Source organism: uncultured Marinobacter sp. (assembly GCF_947259545.1).
Classification (GTDB): domain Bacteria; phylum Pseudomonadota; class Gammaproteobacteria; order Pseudomonadales; family Oleiphilaceae; genus Marinobacter.
This window is the reverse complement of the sequence record NZ_CAMYMK010000008.1, coordinates 569,153-587,566: the sequence shown is the minus strand read 5'-3', so window position 1 is coordinate 587,566 and position 18,414 is coordinate 569,153. Positions and strand designations below refer to the sequence as shown.

Below are 18,414 nucleotides of genomic sequence, written 5' to 3'. Positions count from 1 at the left end.
TCATAACGAAAAAAACGAGAACAAACTCAACATAGTGAACAGGCTATTTCAGGAGACGCCAGATGCGTATCGCTCTGCTTGAAGACGAACATGAACAGGCACAGCACATTCAGTCCATTCTTTCAGAGCGTGGGCACTACTGTGACAGCTTTCCGTCCGGGCAGTCCTTCCTGAGCGCGGTGTTGCACCGCAGCTACGATCTGCTCATTCTCGACTGGCAGATCCCTGACATGACCGGAATCGATGTACTCGAGAACGTGCGGGCCCAGCTCAACTGGCCGATTCCCGTTGTCTTCCTGACCCAACGGGACAGCGAAACTGATATCGTTCGCGCCCTGGACGCGGGCGCAGACGACTACCTCTCCAAACCGGCACGGGAAGCGGAGCTGGTTGCGCGGATCAATGCCCTGGCCCGCCGCACCAATCCGGACAACGAGAAAGAAGTGCTTCGGTACGGCCCGTTCGAAATCAATACCCAGCAGCGCTCAATCATCCTGCACGGCGAACTGTTGACCCTCACCGACAAGGACTTTGATCTGACACTGTTCCTGTTCCAGAACCAGGGGCGCCTGCTGACCCGTGAAATGCTGCTGGAGCGTGTCTGGGGGCTGGCCCGGGACATCAACACCCGCACCGTGGACACCCACATGAGCCGGCTTCGCCGGCGACTGGGCCTTAACCCGGAGAATGGTTTCCGCATCAAGACCATTTATCAGCGTGGTTACCGGCTCGAGGCGATGACCGCCAATGCCACCGAAGACACGGCGCCGGTATCGGACCAGGCCTGACATGACGTACCGTCTCGCCCGCCTGTTGACAAGGCACACGGCTGTGTCAGCGCTGGCATGTCTGGTACTTGCTGTACCCGTGCAAGCTGAACTGCCCATCACTCGCGGCTCTCTTGCTCTGGCCGGTCAGGGCCCGGAAACCAGTGCCACGCCCGAATGGCTTTACACTCTGCGTCCGGGCGAGAGCTTTGGCGAGGTGGCCAATGCATTGCTATCCAGCACAGTCCGCGCCAATCGACTGCTTCAGTACAATAACATCAACAACGCTGCCGCGATTGGCGAAGGCGACACATTGCGAATTCCCTTGTCCTGGCTACAGCGTCAGCCCGACCCTGCGCGGGTTGTGACCGTATCCGGCCAGGTCCAGCATATCTCCGGCCAGGATGGCAGGAAGCGCTCTCTGACAGCCGACACCCTGGTTCGAGTGGGCGATGAAATCATTTCCGGCTCTGGCAGTGCCACCGTTGAGCTTGCTGATGGCTCGCAGGTACGCATCTCACCGGACTCCCGCCTGATTTTTAACCGCCTGACCCAGTATGGAAAGTCGGGAATGGTCGACACCAGGTTACGTCTCGACCACGGTGAGGTGCACACCAAGGTCAAGCCTGTCCTTGAAGGCGGGGCCCGCTTTGAAATTGAAACACCCTCTGCCGTCGCCGCCGTGCGCGGCACCGTTTTTGCCTTGCAGGCGGGACCAGGCACCACCGACCTCCAGGTTACCGAGGGGACAGTTAATTTTGGCCCCCGGGGAAAGACCCGGAATATTCCGGCAGGATACAGCGCCAGCGTTTCCACAGCGGTCGGCGGCAGTCTGAGCATCCACCGGCTGCCACCAGCGCCTGACCTGAACCCGCTGCCACCACAGATCACCAGCCTGCCAACGGAAATGAGCTGGCAACCCAGCCGTGCCAGTGGCCACCGGATTGATATTTTTGAAGCAGATTCCGGTCGCTGGGTGGAGAGTCGCAGGGTTAACGGCACCCGCTACAATCTCAGCCTGCTGGACAATGGCACTTACGAAATCCACCTTGCTGCACTGAATACTCGTGGTGTAGCGGGTATGCCCGGCGTACTTGAGGTCGAGGTGGATCTCACAGCCCGGGCTGCGGAGTTACTGGCGCCCGAAGCGGGGGCCACTGTGAACGACGACCTGCCCGAGTTCCGTTGGCAACTGACGGGCAGCAACGAAGTGGCCCGCATAGAAATTGCCGAGGACGACACATTCCGGCGCCTGGTCGCTACCAGCGAATGGGCACCGGACACCCGGGCGCTCCCCTCCAGACCTCTGACACCTGGCACCTATTATTGGCGGGTGGTCAGTGAGGCCGGGGGCAACTCGGTGGCGACCAGTGAACCGCGGGAATTCACCGTCAACGGCACCTTACCGCCGGTCAGGATTATCAGCGTAAACTACGTCGACAGCCAAGTTCGTGTATTCTGGGAGAAAGTGGATACCGCCTCCGACTATCGCCTACAGCTCTCGGAAGAGCCCGGTTTTTCCAATATTATTAAAGAGGCTACGCTGTCTGAAACAACAGCAGCCTTGCGCCTGATTCCCGGAAGGCGGTATTTTGTGCGCCTGAAAGCTCTTTCTGATGGCCCACTGGCAAGTCGCTGGGGACCAGGGAGGGAATTGTATTTGGAATAGTCCAACTTACTTATAGATCTGACAGCAGGGCTCATGACACTGGATTGGATGCCAATAAAAACGACACCCCTGACCCTGGGCCTTCCATTGCTTGCCATTCTGCTTTTTTTGCAGGCAACCTCATTCCCCCAGCGCATTGATTACTGGCTCTACGACACCCAGATCACGTCCAGCCCTGCCCCGGTGGACGACGATGTCGTTATCATTGCCATCGATGAAAAGAGCCTGGACCGCCTCGGACGGTGGCCCTGGCCCCGAGACACCCACGCCAGACTGATCGAGAAACTGGACGAGGCCGGAGCGGAAACCATCGTATTCGATATTCTGTTCCCCGAGCCCTCAACCGGGGACCCGGACCTGGCGGCCGCCATGAAGCGGCACGGCAGGGTGATACTACCACTGCACCTGTCGCCACCTTCCCATAACTATCTGATCAGCGAACAACTGCCAACCAGCTCCCTGGCAGCGGCTGCCTCTGCCCTTGGGCATGCCCACGTAGAGCTTGACGAAGACGGCGTGGCAAGGGGGCTATACCTGCTTAACGGCCTGGGTGACGAGCTTTGGCCCAGCCTTGCAGTAGCTGCCTCAGATCGCCAAAGGTATATCGACAGCCCGAGCGGCAATGTTGCGCCCCCCGCCTTCATGAATGTACGCAAACATTATCGTGCCATACCCATGGCGGGCAGAGGCGGGACATTGCCCACCTACTCCTACACGGAAGTGCTGGAAGCTCCTCCGAGCCCAGCCCTATTCAAGGGCAAGACCATTTTTGTCGGCGCAACCGCGCCGGGATTCGGCGACATACTGCCAACGCCTTTCTCGGGCCTCAATCGGCCCATGGCGGGCGTTGAATTTCATGCCAACAGCTATTCCGCCCTTACCAACGATGAACTGATCAAACGGCTCCCCCAGGAAGCATCCCTGGCCATTGCCGTCGTGGTCATCGTGCTGTTGTCACTGGTTTTACCAAGAATGCGCCCCGCAAGGAGCCTGGGCCTGTGCCTTGCCGTCGCGATCGTCCTGATCGTGAGTTACACGGCGCTGCTACATAGTGCTGAAGTGTGGCTACCTGTGTCCCACGCCTTGCTGATGCCGCTCCTGGCGTGCCCGCTCGCCAGCGCCCTGAGGCTGGCGATGACCAATCGCTTTCTCAATCGACAGCTGGACGATCTGGCCCGTGGCCCACAAATCAACCTGCCGGAGCCCTCACGGCGCCACCCCACCCAGTTGCTCGAACACCTACAGGCGCTGCTGCAACCGGAAGGCTGGTGGCTGTCCGAAGGGAGCGAGGTTTATTCGACTTGCCGACTGACCGCAGACGATGTTCCCACTCTGGAACCGGGGCAATGGATTCACGCCGGCAATCAAAGCTGGATCAGCATGCGGCGCTGCGGCAGGGATTACACTCTTGGCCTGTTACTGCCCAATGACATCAGCCGGGAAGCGATACAACGTTATTTGCGCAGACTCTCACTGGCATCAGAAGGCACCAACCTTAAACCCACGCAGCCTCGGGAGAATATTTCCGCCCGAATCGAACGGGTAAGGCTTGCTACGGACCGCATGAACAATATGCAGCAGTTCATCCGGCGCAGTTTCGAACGAATGCCTGACGGCATCATTGTGACCGATGAACTGGGCGTGATCCGCTTTGCCAACGGGCATATAGAGGAATGGTTTCAGGAACCCATGCCGAGCCTCAGCGGACTTCCCCTGACCCGGCTACTGGAGGGCCACGATCCCCGGGAGACCCCTCCCTGGCATGAGACGGTATCCGAGACGCTCACCCTGAATCAGAGCCGGACGGTGGACCTGCGTATTCGGGAAAAAGATTTCCTGATTCATTTTGCGCCATTCTCGCTGCCTGAAAGCCAGCAAAACGGCATTATCGCCAATATCTCCGACATCTCGGAACTACGGGCACAGCAACGGCAGCACCGCGAAGCCATCGACTTTATCTCCCACGATGTCAGGTCGCCATTGGTGTCCCAACTTGCTCTCATTGAACAACTGAAGCGCAACCCCGGGCATATTGAACCCGCCCAGCTTGAGCAGCTTGGTCGGCTCGCACGCCGAAGCTATCACCTGGCAGAGGAATTTGTGCAACTGGCCCGGGCAGAGCAGCTGACCGAAACCCGGTTCTACGAATGCGAATTCCTGGCCATCGTCGAAAACGCCCGTGACAGCGTCAGTGAACAGGCCGCGGAAAAGGGTATCCAGCTGGTATTGCAGGGCACGGAAGATCTCTGGCTCAGGGGCAATGCGGAGCTTCTGGAACGGGCCGTCATTAACCTGTTAACCAATGCGGTCCAGTACAGCCCCAGCGGCTCCACAGTGAACATTCAGGTATTCCTCGCCGGTCACCAGGCGTGTCTGACCGTCAGCGATGAAGGCAGCGGTATCGCACCGGACGAGCTCCCTCACCTGTTCGACAGATACCGACGGCAAAAAAGCAGCGAGCTGTCCGGAAACCGCGGTACCGGTCTGGGCCTGTCTTTCGTGAATGTGGTGGTAGAAAAACACCGGGGTGAAATCAGTGTATCTTCAGAGATCGGGGAAGGCTCGGCATTTACTATCAAACTGCCGGTGACCAACCCCCTCGGTCATTCCTGAAAAGCTCTACAGATTATCCCTGGATTGATTTGCTGACAGGCTGTGACGGCTCGCTGAGCAAACCATCTACATCCTCTACCTGAATGGCGAAGTACCACGTGCCGCTGTCCAGGTTGGTAACGGTGTACTCCATGGTGTCCGCACCGTTAATGCGTACCTTTTCGGTCAGGTTTTCGGGATCCTTACCGTAGCTGATGATGTAGCCGGACAACTCTCCCATCGACAGGGACTCGTTATTTACCCGAGTCATCGGCGCGTTCCAGCTCAAGTCTGCGGATCTGACCCCGGAATCACCAATAGCACCGGAAGCGGAAGTACCGCTGGAAGAGCCACCCCCACAGCCTGTCAGGATAACTCCGATAAACAACGCGGCAATCCATGCCTTTGACATTTTAATGACGCGTTTCACCATATTTATTCACCAGTATCTCGTCGGAATTGTGAAATTGTATAAAACGCGTGCAAGTATCCACGGAAAGGTTCCACATTTCTAATTACGAAATGGTCAAATTTTCGTCAGGTTGTGGTAATGACTTTCAGGAAGGTACTGATTTTTTGAGCAATTTTTTGCCTGATTGGCAAAAATAGAGGGGGAGAGGGCTACAAAAAGCAACAAAAAACGACAGAAAATCTGAAAAACGGTGAGAAACTTGTTACAACACGAGCAAACTGTTAGTACGGAGAAGCGGAAGCTTACCATCCCGGTCCTGGCGGGGTACTTACATTGGTTCCTCCTCAATGCTCATTCCCGCCGTAATATACTGAAGAAAGCCGTTGGCGAATTCCTCCGGGTTCAGCCGAAAACGGTCCTCCCCGGCAAGGCCGGGCAGTCGCCACAGAAGATCCTGGTCGACCATGCCATTGAGTGTGCTGTTGATCGCAAGGAAAAGGTGCAGCCTCAACATCGCAGGCTGCTTATGGGGAAGAAGGAGTTTAAGCTCCTCCTCCAATCGCCAGATCATCGGGCCAAAACAGGTGATCAGAAGGTCCTGACCAAGACTGCCTTCTTCCCGAATCATACGAGCCATAAACCAGACACTGTCCTTGTCCTGAATCAGAAAGCTGTGCAGGGACTTCACCAGCGCTTCCGAGACGTCTTTGACAGTAACAGCGCGTTCACTTTTCAGCTGCTCAAAAGCCGCAAACTGAGTGACTGTAATGGCCCCGAAACGATTCGAGATATCCCGCATACAGGCGGCGATGAAGTTCTCTCTTCGGCCAAAGTGATAACGTATGGCCCCTTCATTCAACACGCCAGCCTTACGCTGTATTTCACGGAGAGACACCTGGGAGCCTCTCTTTGCAATCAACCTGATACCGGTAGATACGAGTGAGCCTGCGACGTCTTTCTTCATGTTTCTCCCGGTACATGATAATCAGTGGGCTGCTTGCCATTTGGAATCATTCGATCAGAGAGCAGGCATTCTCCATCGCTGAATAGGCATTTTCAAGCAACCCATCTTGAATCAACTGTTCTGCGGCCCTGAGCTCAGAGCTGATATCCCTCCGAACCACCCAGCGCCTTTGGCCGGATTCCAGGTTCATCGAAAACATCGCTTAATCGCAGTTGCCAGCTATTGATCTGCCTGTTCGCTCGCAAGGACAAGACAGGATCACTATTTGCCGACTTAAATTAACCTAATTGAGTTACTTTTCATTGGGAAAGTCATGTGAGGCCAACCAAGGTCACCAATTGATCACGGCCGGTCATCAGAAGGGGCAGTCGTGATAGAGCCATCTGGCCAACAAGGCCAAAGTACCCCACCAGAATTGACTCACCTGAGTTAACGTGAAAGATTCTCAGCATTGAGCACCGAATAACAAGGAAAACCGCATGTCGATCTTTCAATACCGGTTAGCGCTGGCCGGGTTAGTCATCACGTCAATGCTGGCTGGGTGCGGGGGAGATAGTAACAATCCTCCTCAGCAATCGGACGGCGTGGTCGACTCTGAGCAAACCACCGATCTGACCGATTCCGGCCCCGGGAATAACAGCCAACCTGTCGCCTGCGAACCACCACCGCCGAATTCACTGCGTAATGCGTATTTCGGGGAACTGCATTTGCACACCGAGTACTCCCTTGACGCGGTCGCCACCCGGCTCAAGCCTGAAGACGCCTATCGCTTTGCCCTGGGAGAGCCGGTCGCCGCGCCACCCTACGATGAAGCCGGCAACTCACTGATACCGCCCCACCAGATTGATCGGCCACTGGATTTTGCCGCAATCACCGACCACGGCGAATGGCTGGGCGAGCAACAGCTGTGTACCGATCCGACAATCGACACTGTCGCTTACAACTCGCCGGAATGTGTGGTTTACCGGGAGGACAAGGAGATGGGATTCCTGTTATTCGGCGGTGGCTGGGCGGCCTTCAGCCCAGCTATTTTTCCCGAACCAGAGCCCGGCAATCTTGGTTATCTGACCGAACCGCAGGCACAAAGGCCACTCTACTGTGGTCCGCTCGGGGAGAAGTGCGAGGCAGCTGCCCGCAGCCCCTGGCAAGATATTCTGCTACAGAATGAGCGCTTCAATCAGCCGGGCTGCTTCACCACCTTCAATGCCTATGAGTACACCTTGTCGCCACAAAGTGACAACCTCCACCGTAACGTGATATTCCGAGGCAATGAGGTACCAGAAAGGCCGATCAGCGTCTACGAGGCGCCCACGCCCCCGGATCTGTGGCGGCAACTGGACGAAATCTGTAACGGTGACTGCGAGTACCTCACGATTCCGCACAACTCCAACCTGTCCAACGGCCGCATGTTTCTCTCGCCCGAAGAGGATGGCTATGACGTTGATGAAAGACGCCGGGCGGAGCCACTGATCGAGATCTTCCAGGTCAAAGGCGATTCTGAATGCAATAGGGCCCCGGGCGCCAGCGAGGATGATCCGCTGTGCGACTTCGAGAAGTTGCCGTCGACGAACTTTATGGAGTTCTTCCTTGGGGTCAATCCATTGCCGACAGCGCCGGCCCGCACCAACACCGTTCGCTACGGTCTGAAGCAGGGCCTGTTGTTCGAGCAGCAATACGGTGCCAACCCCTTCCAATACGGTTTCATTGCCAGTACGGACAGCCACTTCGGCCTGCCCGGCTCCGTGGATGAACAGAACTTCCCCGGCCATCGGGATGTGCCGCCGGTACGTGGTGTCAAAGACGATTGGTACAATAACCCCGGCGGGCTGGCCGTCGCCTGGGCCGAGGAAAACACCCGTGATGCACTTTTTGACGCCTTCAAGCGCAAGGAAACCTACGCCACCAGCGGACCGCGGATGCAACTGCGCATGTTCGGCGGCAATGCCAGCGGCCTGCCGGAAAACATGTGTGCGGGCAGCGGCGAGAGTTTCGTGCGCCGGGGTGATGCCGGTGGCGTGCCTATGGGCAGTGAACTACACGCCGGTCAGGGTCGCCCTCGCCTGGCAATCTGGGCTGCTGCCGACGCCTGGCCCCGAGAGAACGACCGGACAACTGCAGTACCCCTGGCACGCTTGCAGGTTATCAAGGGTTGGGTAGAGAAGGACGAATCCGGGAACCCGGTGACCCGGCAGCAGGTCTATGACGTGGCCGGCGCCGCGCAAAGCGATTGGCAGGTCGACACGTCCGACTGTTCCGTTTCCGGTAGCGGACCGGCACAGTTGTGCGCCGTGTGGGACGATCCGGATTTCGACGCGTCACAAAACGCGTTTTACTATTCCCGGGTTGTGGAGCAACCAACCTGTCGCTGGCAAACACGGCAGTGTCTTGCGGCGCCTGAGGATCTGGATTGCAGTGATCCGCCTGCCGAGTGGGCAGCATGCTGCGTAGCGGAAGCGCCTGCCACGGTGCAGGAACGGGCCTGGGCGTCGCCGATCTGGTACAAACAATGACCGGTACTCGACACTCCTGGTTGCGGCGCCTGGCTCAGATGCTAGCGCGCCATCCCCTGCCGGGCTTCCTGCTGTTGGGCGGACTGCTTTATGCCGCTGACGCACAGTGGTTGACGCCTTCCACTCCCCAGGCACAGATCGTCATCGAAGCGCCGCGAGTGGATCGTCTGCGCCAGCAATGGACACAGAAACTGGGGCGCGCGCCGACAGACGTCGAAATGTCAGCGGTGCTGGAAGACGTGGCACTGGAGGACATGCTGATCGCCGAGGCGATTGCCCGTGGCTGGCACCGTAATGACCAGGTCATCCTGCGACGGATGAAGCAGAACCTCGAGTTCCTCGGTATGAGCAGCGATGAGGATGCACTGGAAACCGCCTACAATCTGGATATGCATCGCCGCGATCCGGTGATGCGAAAGCGCCTGCGGTTGCTGATGGAGTCGGCACTGCTCGCCGGCGCCCCTGCAGCAACACCGACCGCCGAAACCACGCCCCCGGAACCTGTTCTGAAACTAAGCTTCAGCCATATCTTCCGCAAGGATGAGATCAAACCGGCCGAACTGGCGCTTCTGAAGCATGCCTCGCCGGAAGAGGCTGCTGAGCTGTCGGATCCGTTCCTCAAGGCCCATCACTTCCGCCAAGTCAATCAGCCGAACATTGCCCGTGAATTCGGCCCCGGTTTTGCCCGCGACGTTAATACGATGCCTACCGGGCGCTGGGAGGGTCCCCTGCGCTCCGCGTATGGTCACCACCTTGTTCGGGTAACGGAACGAAAGCATGTGGTTCCAGCTCTCGATCAGGAACGAACCCGCATTGCCCGGCAAATCGAGTCAGAAGAACAGCGCCTGGCGCTGGCACTGGCTGACTTGCGCGGACGCTATCGCTGGGGCGTAGAAAAACGCGGGGAGGAACAGCAGTGAACTTATACATCCGCGTGCTGCTGGCACTTGCTCTGATATGGTCCGGACCAGTCTTGGGACACTCGATGGCGCCGGCCTTGCTTGAACTGGAAGCGGACTCCGGCGGCAGGGTTATCGCCCGCCTGAAGCAGAACCTGACGCAGACGCTCAGCGAACCGGATTATCCACCACAGTGTCGCGTGACCCGGGAATTTCCGCCGGAGCGAGAGGACGATGCCGTCTGGAGACGCTGGCAGCTCGACTGCGAGAACGAGGGGCTCCCTGAAGGGCTGGTGGGCTGGGCAGAACTGACCGAAATCAATGTAGTGCTTCGCCTGATCCCGGCCAGCGGGAAAAGCCGCTCCGTGCTGTTGCATCGCAATCGTCCCTCCTACCACATCGCCGAACAACCCGGGGCGGGCGAGCAGTTTACGCACGCCGTCAGTTCCGGACTGAGCCACCTGTTCGCCGGGCTGGATCACCTGTTGTTCATCATTGGCCTGGTGCTGTATCTCGGCCGCACCCGCGCACTGGTAATCGCGGCCACTCTGTTCACCGTGGGGCACAGTCTGACCCTCGCCGCCGTCACGCTGGGTCTGATCCGGGTGCCAATGGCACTGGCAGAACTCGCGATAGCCGGCAGCATCCTGTACCTGGCTGTGAGCCTCCTCAAGTCCCGGGGCCTGCCGGCCAATCCGGGCTGGGCGAATGTCATGCTGATGCCCACGGGATTCGGCTTGCTACACGGCATGGGCTTTGCCGGCGTACTTGCAAACTCGGGACTGCGCTCCGGCGACTTGCTGATCAATCTGCTCGGTTTCAACGTGGGTATCGAGCTGGGGCAGCTCGTATGCATCGGCGCTATGCTGGTCTTGAGCGCATCCGTTCGGCAATTCGAGATTGCGCCGCGCTGGCGAGCGGCCGTCACACCCACGCTGGTGTGGGTGGTAGGCACTGTCGCTGCTTACTGGTGGTGGGAGCGCACGGTAGAGTTGTTGATTTGAACGCACCCGTTACGAATGTTCTCACAGTACTGGTGACCACCAAGCCGATCAGGGAACGAGCGGGCGGAATGATAATGGAAGCTCATTCGGTCCGCCCCACCCATGCGGGCGTCGTCAATCAATCGGATATCGGCGTCCTTAAAACCAATCTCCCCCGGTTGCTTTAACCAACGATCAAACCAGGCCACCGTGTAATAGGTAATAGACGGCCTCCCCCAGCCACCAGAGCAGGCGCCGGTAGAGACATCAGGACACCAGGAGCTGGCAGGAAATTGAGGTAAGAGCGAGAAATCGAAATGGGTCGTGCCCTGAAAGCCGAGGGCGTATACCGGTACATCGGCTTGCTGCCATGCCTTGAACGCGACTTTGCTTCCTTCAGGATCAGGCGGAGCCAGATAAGGCGCCGGGAGAAACCCATAATCAGCAAAGAACGACATGGCCGGTACCCGGGGCTCAAAATCCGGCAAAACGCCCTGAGTTATCGCTAGCAGCAATGCATCGTAAAGCACAGGCGGCAATTGCAGGTTTGAGGCGGTGGTCAAACCGTCTCCACTCGGCGTAATCAGGCTGTCCCAGGCAACGGCAACATCAACCGGATTCGTGTCATCCATCAACCCCGGCCAAGGATCGGCACCGGGAGCCCCATACCCCTGAACAACGGAAACACCCATCGCGCCAAGTGAGTGCCCCGCTATCCCCAGACGTTCCCGATCCAGACGGGACCACTCGGGATTATAGCTGGCAGTTACCGTAGGACTGGTTCCCTCACAGGCAGCGTCGTGGGGGTAAGGTTTCTCGGGCGTCGAGCGGAAGAAATCGATGGCATCCACCTGCCCCTCCCAGAACACTTTCGGATTGATGTTGCTGCCCTGCTCAAGCATGGGGGTTTGAAGGTCTGAACGCCCCTGCCCCCTGGGGTCATAGGTAAATACTCCATATCCGGCACGTACCAGGGCCTGAGTAGCCCATCGGTAGGCCGTCTCCGGCGCCTGAACTGATCCGTTGGTAATGACAATCGTCGGTACCGGCTTATTCTCAGATGCAGATTTCGGTATCCACAGGCTACCCGAGAGCCGAGCACACTCTCTGTCGTAGATTACAACGTTGGTGACATCTGCCTCGTTCGAGAAGAAACTGTCACCATCAGGCCCCTCAGCCTCCGGGTATCGGAAGGGATCACCCGTACAGGGCAGACCGTAAGTCGCGCATAAAGGCGTCAGCGGCGTGTTCAGTGTCAGTGACAACGCCCACGAAGGGTCTATCAGAGACCGCTCAGCCCACGCCTGGATGTTGGCGCGCGTCTGCTCAAGGTAACGTTGCTGGAACGGTATGGAGAGCTGCTCGGTCGGCGCTTCGAGGGTTTTCGCGTAATTTGATGCCTCACAATCCGCCCACACTGGGCCCGGAAAATCGGCATTGTCGCATTGAAGACTGATCGAATCGGAACGGGTAGGTACAAGCTTTGGCCCGGTAATCTGATCTCCTGCCACAGAACCGCCGTTACCTTCGGAGCCCTCTGAGTCAGGCGGCGCACCGTCGCTTGAAGAATCCGAGCCTCCGCAGCCTGAAAGCGATAATAGAAGAGCCAACAGAAGAAAATTCTTACTCACGGTGCGCATCCTGATTGTTATTGTCGTGCGGCAGAATTGACTGGGGAACGCCCAGGAATTGATCAGTGATTATCAAGCCTTGTCGGGGATTATGGATGGGCTTAAGGGGCCAGGATTCTGGGGCGGTAGCTTCTAACCCTGCTCATACTCCCTAACGAGCTCCTGCAGAAAATAAAGACCTGCGGAACTCAGGAAGCAGCGACCCGCACCTGAACGAAACAGCAGATTGCGTTTATCGAGATAATCCAACGCTTCGGGAAAGCCTTTTTCAAAGCGCGCGGCTCTGAGAATTTCCTGATACTCCTCATCACTGGCCAAAGCGGCAAGGTCTCGCTCATTCAATCCGGCATCGGGGCGGCCAAGGTAATCCAGATCCCGGCCACTGCGCGCAAAATAACGCCCGATCAGCAGCAGTATTACCTGCACACGGAAGGCGTTTTCGTCGTGCTCTTCGCTCTCGTCATCACTGCTTTCCTTAAGAAAGAAAAACGCGCCGATTTCGTTGAACACCAGCTCGCTGCCGAGATGCTCATAAAAGGTCCGAAAGTGGGAAAGGTGGTTGTACAGCAGGTTGTACAGCGGATTGGCTCGCAGTTCGGAGCGGTTGCTGTCCCAGATATCGCGCACAATTACCCGGCCGGCCTGGAATTCCCGGTAAATAGCGGCACTTTGGGCGGGCAAGATCTGGTCGAAAGTGCTCGAAGCTTGTGAATTGTCCACGGTATTGGTGGCTTCCATAGCGTCAGAAAATTCAGGCATGGTAATGCTCTTCTTGGTGAACCGGCTCATCTGTTTCCAGACGACGTTTGCGGTAGACAAACTGCTCGTTGGCAGGTGACTGCTCCAGGATCCGGAATCGGTTGGTGGTGACAACCTGCATGCCCTCCGGAGGCGAGTTCACTAGCCGGTTCAGAGCCGCCAGCAAATCCGGAAAGCGGTAGCCGGGGATAAAGCCATCCAGCCGGCCGTGCAGCTCCCGCACCAGGTCCGTGGTAGGTCGTAGCTCCAGGCTTTCCAGCCATTGATAGAGCTGATTGATGCGCTGAACATCAATGCGGGTGCCCCGGCCGCTTCCGTCCACTTCCTGCAATACCGGCACCTCGGCCTTTCGGCGAAGATCGTTCAGCCGCAGCTCCAGTTCACTGAACAGCAACTGATAGTAGCTGGACGAATTACCGAAGGCATAGTGTTTCGGGCGTTGCTGGGCCCTCAAACCCACCAGGAAACCGGTACCGCGAGCAAAGTCGCCACCTTCCAGCCATTTTCGTTTAAGGCTGAGGGTCTCGGTTTCGCCTTTGAGTTCCTGCAGTTTGCCGTAGAAATGCTCCAAGGCGTTGTACTGGACCATCCCCTGGCGAGTCTTGCGCAGAAAGTGCTCCACTTCCTGGGCTACCGCCTGAATGGGCTTGTAAAGGGCATTCAAGCTAATGGAGGAACGGAACAACTGGTCCGCCAGGTGATGATCACCATGGCTTTCCAGCAGCCGAACCATCGCTTCCAGGGTCTCGAACAGGTTGCTGCCATCGGGCAGGCGGGTGTCCGGGTTCAGAAACACCAGGGTCGGCTTGATGTGGCGCTCGTACAGAGTCACGATCTGCTCAAACAGGTTCTGGCGAAACTCCAGGAATTTCTCAGGCGCCCGACTGGCGTCGCCGGACAGGTCCGCGAGCTGGGCACTGATGGTCTGCATGCGCAGGACGTTCTGGCGCAGCAAGCCGATGAGCTGACTGACCCGCTCATTCAGGTCATCCCGCAGCTCAGTGTAGTCCGGGTCCGCGTCGCTGAAGCTGCTGGTTTCCAGCCGATTGCGCACATCCCGCAGGGTCACCAGATGGCCGCGCAGGCGGGCATCGGTCAGTTCCTGATAAAGCGAGGCATTGCAGGCACGCATCAGGTTGATCAGGGCATCCTGGAACACCAGGCGACGCTCGCCCTCGGCCTTGACGATGTCGATCACCAGGCCGCTGCGGAACAGGTTGTCGGTATTCAAGGCAAGCCGCACCCGGTCCCGATCAGCATTGCCAAGGGTCCGGGTATAGTCCATCACCTCGGCCACCAGATCACTCTCGCGAATATACCGGGCTTCGTTCCGGTCCATCCGTTCGATCATCCTGAACAGGATCTTTGGGTGCTCAAACAGAAGCCGGGTGGTGTCCAGGGTGCTGAAGCGTTTACTCATCCACCGGCTCCAGCAGACTATTTTGGGTCTGATCGCCCCAATGGCTCACGGCTTCACCATTGGTAAAACCTTCGGCGCCACCCCAGAACACCAGGGTGCGCTGCGGGCTGTAGGGGCGTGCCGTGCGCATCTGCCCCACTTCCAGGTGACGGCCGATCAGATAGATCACTTCCGCGCTGGCACTGTGGGTGGCGGCGGAGAACAGATTGAAGCCCTGCTTGCGCAGACGTTCCAGCAGCGATGGCATCTGGCTGATGTCCACGCTTGCCAGCTCGTCCAGCACCATAGGGAACGACAGATGCACGCCCGGATACAACACTCGTTTTAGCAGCCGGTATACCAGTTCCAGATTAATGAGCGCCGTGGTGGAGGTGGACTGACCCTTCTTATCCAGGTTAGCGGCGTTGTCCTTGCGGGTGCGGTAGGAAATACCGGTGATTACCTTGTCCATAGTCAGGTGCTTGCTACCGCCCTGCTCCCCGAAAAAGTCCGCCACAAACACCCGCAAACGGTCATAGAACGCGTCCGACTGTAGCTGGTTGCCGTAAGGGTCGATGTTGTTGGCTTCTTCCACCAGATTGCGAAATTTCGGATCGGTATGGATATCCACGCGGATTTCCACCAGATCGTTGATGCGCACGCCATCCAGCTCTCGGTTGAGCTGAGCTTCAAATCGGGCAATGTGCTCGTGGTTGGATTTCAGGGCCTGTCGGTAGCTGGCAACTGTCTCGTTATGGATCCCAACCTGCTGCTCCAGCACATTCCAGCGCTCAACCATGCCAGCAAACAGGTCCGACAGACTTTTGAACGTTTCCCGAATAACCGAAGATGTCGGACTATCTTTTTGTAGCTCGCTGTCACTATCTGAATGGATGCCCAAGACCACAAACTGGTTCAGACAATCGAGGATGGCGCGGCGACGTTTCTCCAGGTCGTCCAGCTGAGTTTCCAGGTCATCAAATGAGGCGGCGGAAACGCGCTCAATGTCTAACGGCTTCTCGGCCTCCAACTCTCTAAGGTGCGGGAACCGATGCTCCACCGTGCCCACGCTTTTGCTGAGGCCCGCGAGTTCCCGTTCCCTTTCTTCGATACGATCTTTCTCTGCCTTGGCTTTGGCGGCTTTCTGTTGCACGGCATCCTGCTTTTCCTGCTCCAGTCGTGCCTGCTCTTCCAGTTTGGCCAGTTGCTCGTCCGCCGCCTGTTTTTCCTCGGTGGCATCCCGCAGAGTGGTGGCTGCCGCGGGGTAACGCCTTAGGGTGTCCAGATCCTTTTCGATGGCGCGGATCTCTTTTTCGGTGCGCTCGATCAACCGCGGCCGGTCATGTTCCTGGTTGGCGGTGTCCGCCAGCTCCGCCCGCTCCTTTTCGAGGCCATGAAGCTCACCTTCAATATGCCGGCGCTGCTCGGCGAAGTCAGTCTGCCGGGGCGGCTGGGCCTGGTATTCGGCATCGAACCAGTCAAAGCCTTTATCATTGGGCACGAACAGCCGGGCAAAGGCTTCGATGGTCGCCTTGGTCTCGGCCTCCAGATCCTGGCCCGGACTAGCCATGACCAATCGGGGGTCCACTGCCCGTAGCGGTGCAGCGGTGGCTTCATCCAACTGGTTCTGCAGCTGCCATTGTTGCTTGCTCTCCCGATCCTTCAGGGATTCGAGTTTGCGTTCAAGTTCCTGCTTCTTCTTCTGAATCTGCTCTAGCCGGATTTCCGCCTGGGCGGCACTCTTGAGCGCAGCCAGGTGCCCTTTCTTACTATCGAGTTCCTCTTTCTGAATGTCCTCGATTTCCTGAAGGGTCATCTCACCGTACTGAGACATCAGCAAATCGCCATCTTTCTGGCTCTGCTCCGCCTGCTTGATACGACGGTCAGCGGAACGGATCTCGCCCTTCAGGCCGCTAGCGTCCTGCTCCAGTTTTTTCAGAGCCTGAAGAACATGGCGCAGCGTCTCGTTCTGCTCATTGAACGCCTCCACTGCGGTTTTGCGCCTGGAGCCAATGTCCTGCAAGGCATTGGTGACGCCATCCCGAAAAGCAGCAAAATCGTGCTGACTGCGCAGCAGGGTCTGGTAGGCTTGGTAATCCCGATACAGCTTTTCAAACCGAGGCCGCTCTTTTTCGATTCGGGTTAGCTGGGTTTGTTGCTGCTTTAACTGATCGTGCCGGTTGAGAAACTCATCGATATTGAAATCGAAGGCGTCATCGGCAAACTTCTTGTCCGCCTCGATAATGCTGGCCACAGCATTGGCCATGGCCTGATCGTCTGCCTTCATTTCAAACAGCAACAGGATCAGCGTGCGCAGAGACTGCACCCGGCGCTCGTCGGACTCACCCAAAGGCAGCACGGAATAGCGCACGGCATCCGCGTTCATCAACTCGCTGCTGTACAGCATCTGTTTGAGTTTGGCCGGGTCATTCACCAGCCGAGTGTCTTTGTTGAGCTTTTTCAGAGTCTCTGATAAGCGGCTAAATGACAATTCTGGTACGGCCTGCCCGATACCATCTTCGTCATCACTATTCCAGAACAGGGGCCGCAGCTGGTCGTAAGCCACCGGCACAAAGGCGCGACCGTAACTGAGCTGGCTGGCGCTGTCCCGGTACAGAATCTGGCAATGCACCCCGGCCGGGTTCTCGGCTTCCATGATCAGGAAACTGAACTGGCTGGGAAAGTAATGCTGGTAACTTTCCTCGTTGGTGTAAAAGCTGCCAGCGCTGGCGTTACGGAAGGCGAATTTCTTGCGGCTGTTCTTGAAGTTGTTCTCCGGCAGCAGGAACAGCCGCAGCGAATTCAGCAGACTGGACTTGCCGAGGTTGCCCGGGCCCAGAATCAGGCCGTGGTTATCCACCGGAATTTCCACGTAACAGAAGCCGGCGGAGTCCACCAGCACAAGACGGCGAATGCCAAAGGTAAAATTGCCTGGGCTCCCCTGGGAGTCACTCATCCAGAATCATCTCCTGTTCCATGAATTTGCCGGTGGCTCGAAAGGCCTCTGCCAGGGATACAAATCCAAGCGCTTCGGCTAGTGAAAGCGCTTTGGTAAACCGCTCAGTGCTATCCGGCACCTTGCAGAAACGGTCTAGCCAGGGCTGCCAGTCGGTTGGCTGCACGAACGTGGCTTTGTCACCGAGAGAGGCGGCCATCGTCGAGAACATTTGCAGACCACCGGCATCATAATCGAATGCGCAGAATACTTCTTCGTAGCCCTTCAACCAGTCAAGAATTGCAGCCCGGGTAATCCGGTTGCCACCGCCTAACACCACATCGCACTCTACCAGCTCCAGACGCTTGCCCAATGCTTCACTGGCAAAGTCCAGCATTTGTCGATATTGATAGAAATTACACTCGTTCTCCACTACCAATACAGAACGTGCGGGATGAAAACCAACATCGACGGAATCGTTCGCGATAACCACAATATCCGGCCGGCTGGACGCCAGACCCAGGTGATAGGCAAGAAGAAAGCTGACGTCGGTGCCATGGCGGTGGGAGTTGCCCTTTTTAGCGGCATCCACCCGGCTGGCCGGAGCCTCCGCCCTATTCTGCAACTCTGCGAAACCAGTTTCATCCAGTACCGTGACCACCCACCGGTTAGTCTGGACTTTCTCCGTGGCAAAAATATCTCTGTGGCGGCAACGAAAAGACTCGGGGAGTTTCTTCAGGAACGCTTCATAGTTAATAGGCTGGCCGCGCAGGATTTTCTTGAGGTAATCGTTCAAGGGGCACCAGAATCACTCAGAATATTGTTTTTCGACGCATGTTTAGAGGTTAGTGTAACGTTATCAGATGCCAATTGTACCGGGGCTTGCCCGACCGA

At 57.4% G+C, this 18,414-nt stretch carries 13 protein-coding genes; 6 read left to right on the top strand and 7 right to left on the bottom strand.

From position 1 onward, the window contains the following. Positions 1–62 precede the first annotated feature (62 nt). Genes Q0Y21_RS14350 through Q0Y21_RS14340 form a run of 3 tightly spaced genes read left to right on the top strand, consistent with a single transcriptional unit; the run spans position 63 to position 5,049 of the window. Positions 63–788, top strand: a complete 726-nt coding sequence (locus Q0Y21_RS14350; protein ID WP_297796859.1) for a response regulator transcription factor — start codon at positions 63–65, stop codon at positions 786–788. Position 789: 1 nt separating this feature from the next. Further along, complete coding sequence (locus tag Q0Y21_RS14345) at positions 790–2,436, top strand: FecR domain-containing protein (RefSeq protein WP_297796856.1); 1,647 nt, start codon at positions 790–792, stop codon at positions 2,434–2,436. A gap of 33 nt (positions 2,437–2,469) precedes the next feature. After that, positions 2,470–5,049: a CHASE2 domain-containing protein gene (locus tag Q0Y21_RS14340; RefSeq protein ID WP_297796853.1), complete on the top strand. Its 2,580-nt coding sequence runs from the start codon at positions 2,470–2,472 to the stop codon at positions 5,047–5,049. 13 nt (positions 5,050–5,062) lie between these two features. Here Q0Y21_RS14340 and Q0Y21_RS14335 read toward each other — a convergent pair whose 3' ends face one another. Further along, positions 5,063–5,461 carry a fibronectin type III domain-containing protein gene (locus Q0Y21_RS14335; protein WP_297796850.1) on the bottom strand — a complete coding sequence of 133 codons (399 nt, stop codon included), beginning with the start codon at positions 5,459–5,461 and terminating at the stop codon, positions 5,063–5,065. Positions 5,462–5,768: 307 nt separating this feature from the next. Then, complete coding sequence (locus Q0Y21_RS14330) at positions 5,769–6,404, bottom strand: hypothetical protein (protein WP_297796847.1); 636 nt, start codon at positions 6,402–6,404, stop codon at positions 5,769–5,771. Between the two features lie 479 nt (positions 6,405–6,883). Between Q0Y21_RS14330 and Q0Y21_RS14325 the strand changes: the two genes are divergently transcribed. The 3 genes from Q0Y21_RS14325 to Q0Y21_RS14315 are packed head-to-tail and all read left to right on the top strand — an operon-like array spanning position 6,884 to position 10,817. After that, the gene (locus Q0Y21_RS14325) at positions 6,884–8,914 is read left to right on the top strand and encodes a DUF3604 domain-containing protein (protein ID WP_297796844.1); all 2,031 of its coding nucleotides are present in this window, start codon (positions 6,884–6,886) and stop codon (positions 8,912–8,914) included. Continuing rightward, a complete protein-coding gene (locus Q0Y21_RS14320) occupies positions 8,911–9,834 on the top strand; it encodes a peptidyl-prolyl cis-trans isomerase (RefSeq protein ID WP_297796841.1) in 924 nt (307 codons plus the stop codon). Before Q0Y21_RS14325 ends, Q0Y21_RS14320 begins: the two co-directional genes overlap by 4 nt. Next, positions 9,831–10,817, top strand: coding sequence for a HupE/UreJ family protein (locus Q0Y21_RS14315; protein ID WP_297796838.1), 987 nt, complete (start codon positions 9,831–9,833; stop codon positions 10,815–10,817). The genes Q0Y21_RS14320 and Q0Y21_RS14315 overlap by 4 nt, the downstream gene beginning before the upstream one ends. Here the strand turns inward: Q0Y21_RS14315 and Q0Y21_RS14310 are convergent. The 5 genes from Q0Y21_RS14310 to Q0Y21_RS14290 form a co-directional block, all read right to left on the bottom strand. Then, entirely contained in the window at positions 10,778–12,427 is a 1,650-nt protein-coding gene (locus Q0Y21_RS14310) for a hypothetical protein (protein ID WP_297796835.1), read from the bottom strand. The two genes, Q0Y21_RS14315 and Q0Y21_RS14310, sit on opposite strands and share 40 nt — an antisense overlap. Before the next feature lie 132 nt (positions 12,428–12,559). Then, on the bottom strand, positions 12,560–13,186 hold the full coding sequence (locus Q0Y21_RS14305; RefSeq protein WP_297796831.1) for a hypothetical protein: 627 nt from the start codon (positions 13,184–13,186) through the stop codon (positions 12,560–12,562). Then, positions 13,179–14,606 carry a hypothetical protein gene (locus Q0Y21_RS14300; protein ID WP_297796828.1) on the bottom strand — a complete coding sequence of 476 codons (1,428 nt, stop codon included), beginning with the start codon at positions 14,604–14,606 and terminating at the stop codon, positions 13,179–13,181. Before Q0Y21_RS14300 ends, Q0Y21_RS14305 begins: the two co-directional genes overlap by 8 nt. Then, positions 14,599–17,541 (bottom strand): hypothetical protein, encoded by a 2,943-nt coding sequence (locus tag Q0Y21_RS14295; RefSeq protein ID WP_297796826.1) that lies wholly within the window; start codon positions 17,539–17,541, stop codon positions 14,599–14,601. Before Q0Y21_RS14295 ends, Q0Y21_RS14300 begins: the two co-directional genes overlap by 8 nt. Next, positions 17,534–18,316: a Wadjet anti-phage system protein JetD domain-containing protein gene (locus Q0Y21_RS14290; protein ID WP_297796824.1), complete on the bottom strand. Its 783-nt coding sequence runs from the start codon at positions 18,314–18,316 to the stop codon at positions 17,534–17,536. The genes Q0Y21_RS14295 and Q0Y21_RS14290 overlap by 8 nt, the downstream gene beginning before the upstream one ends. Positions 18,317–18,414 lie beyond the last annotated feature (98 nt).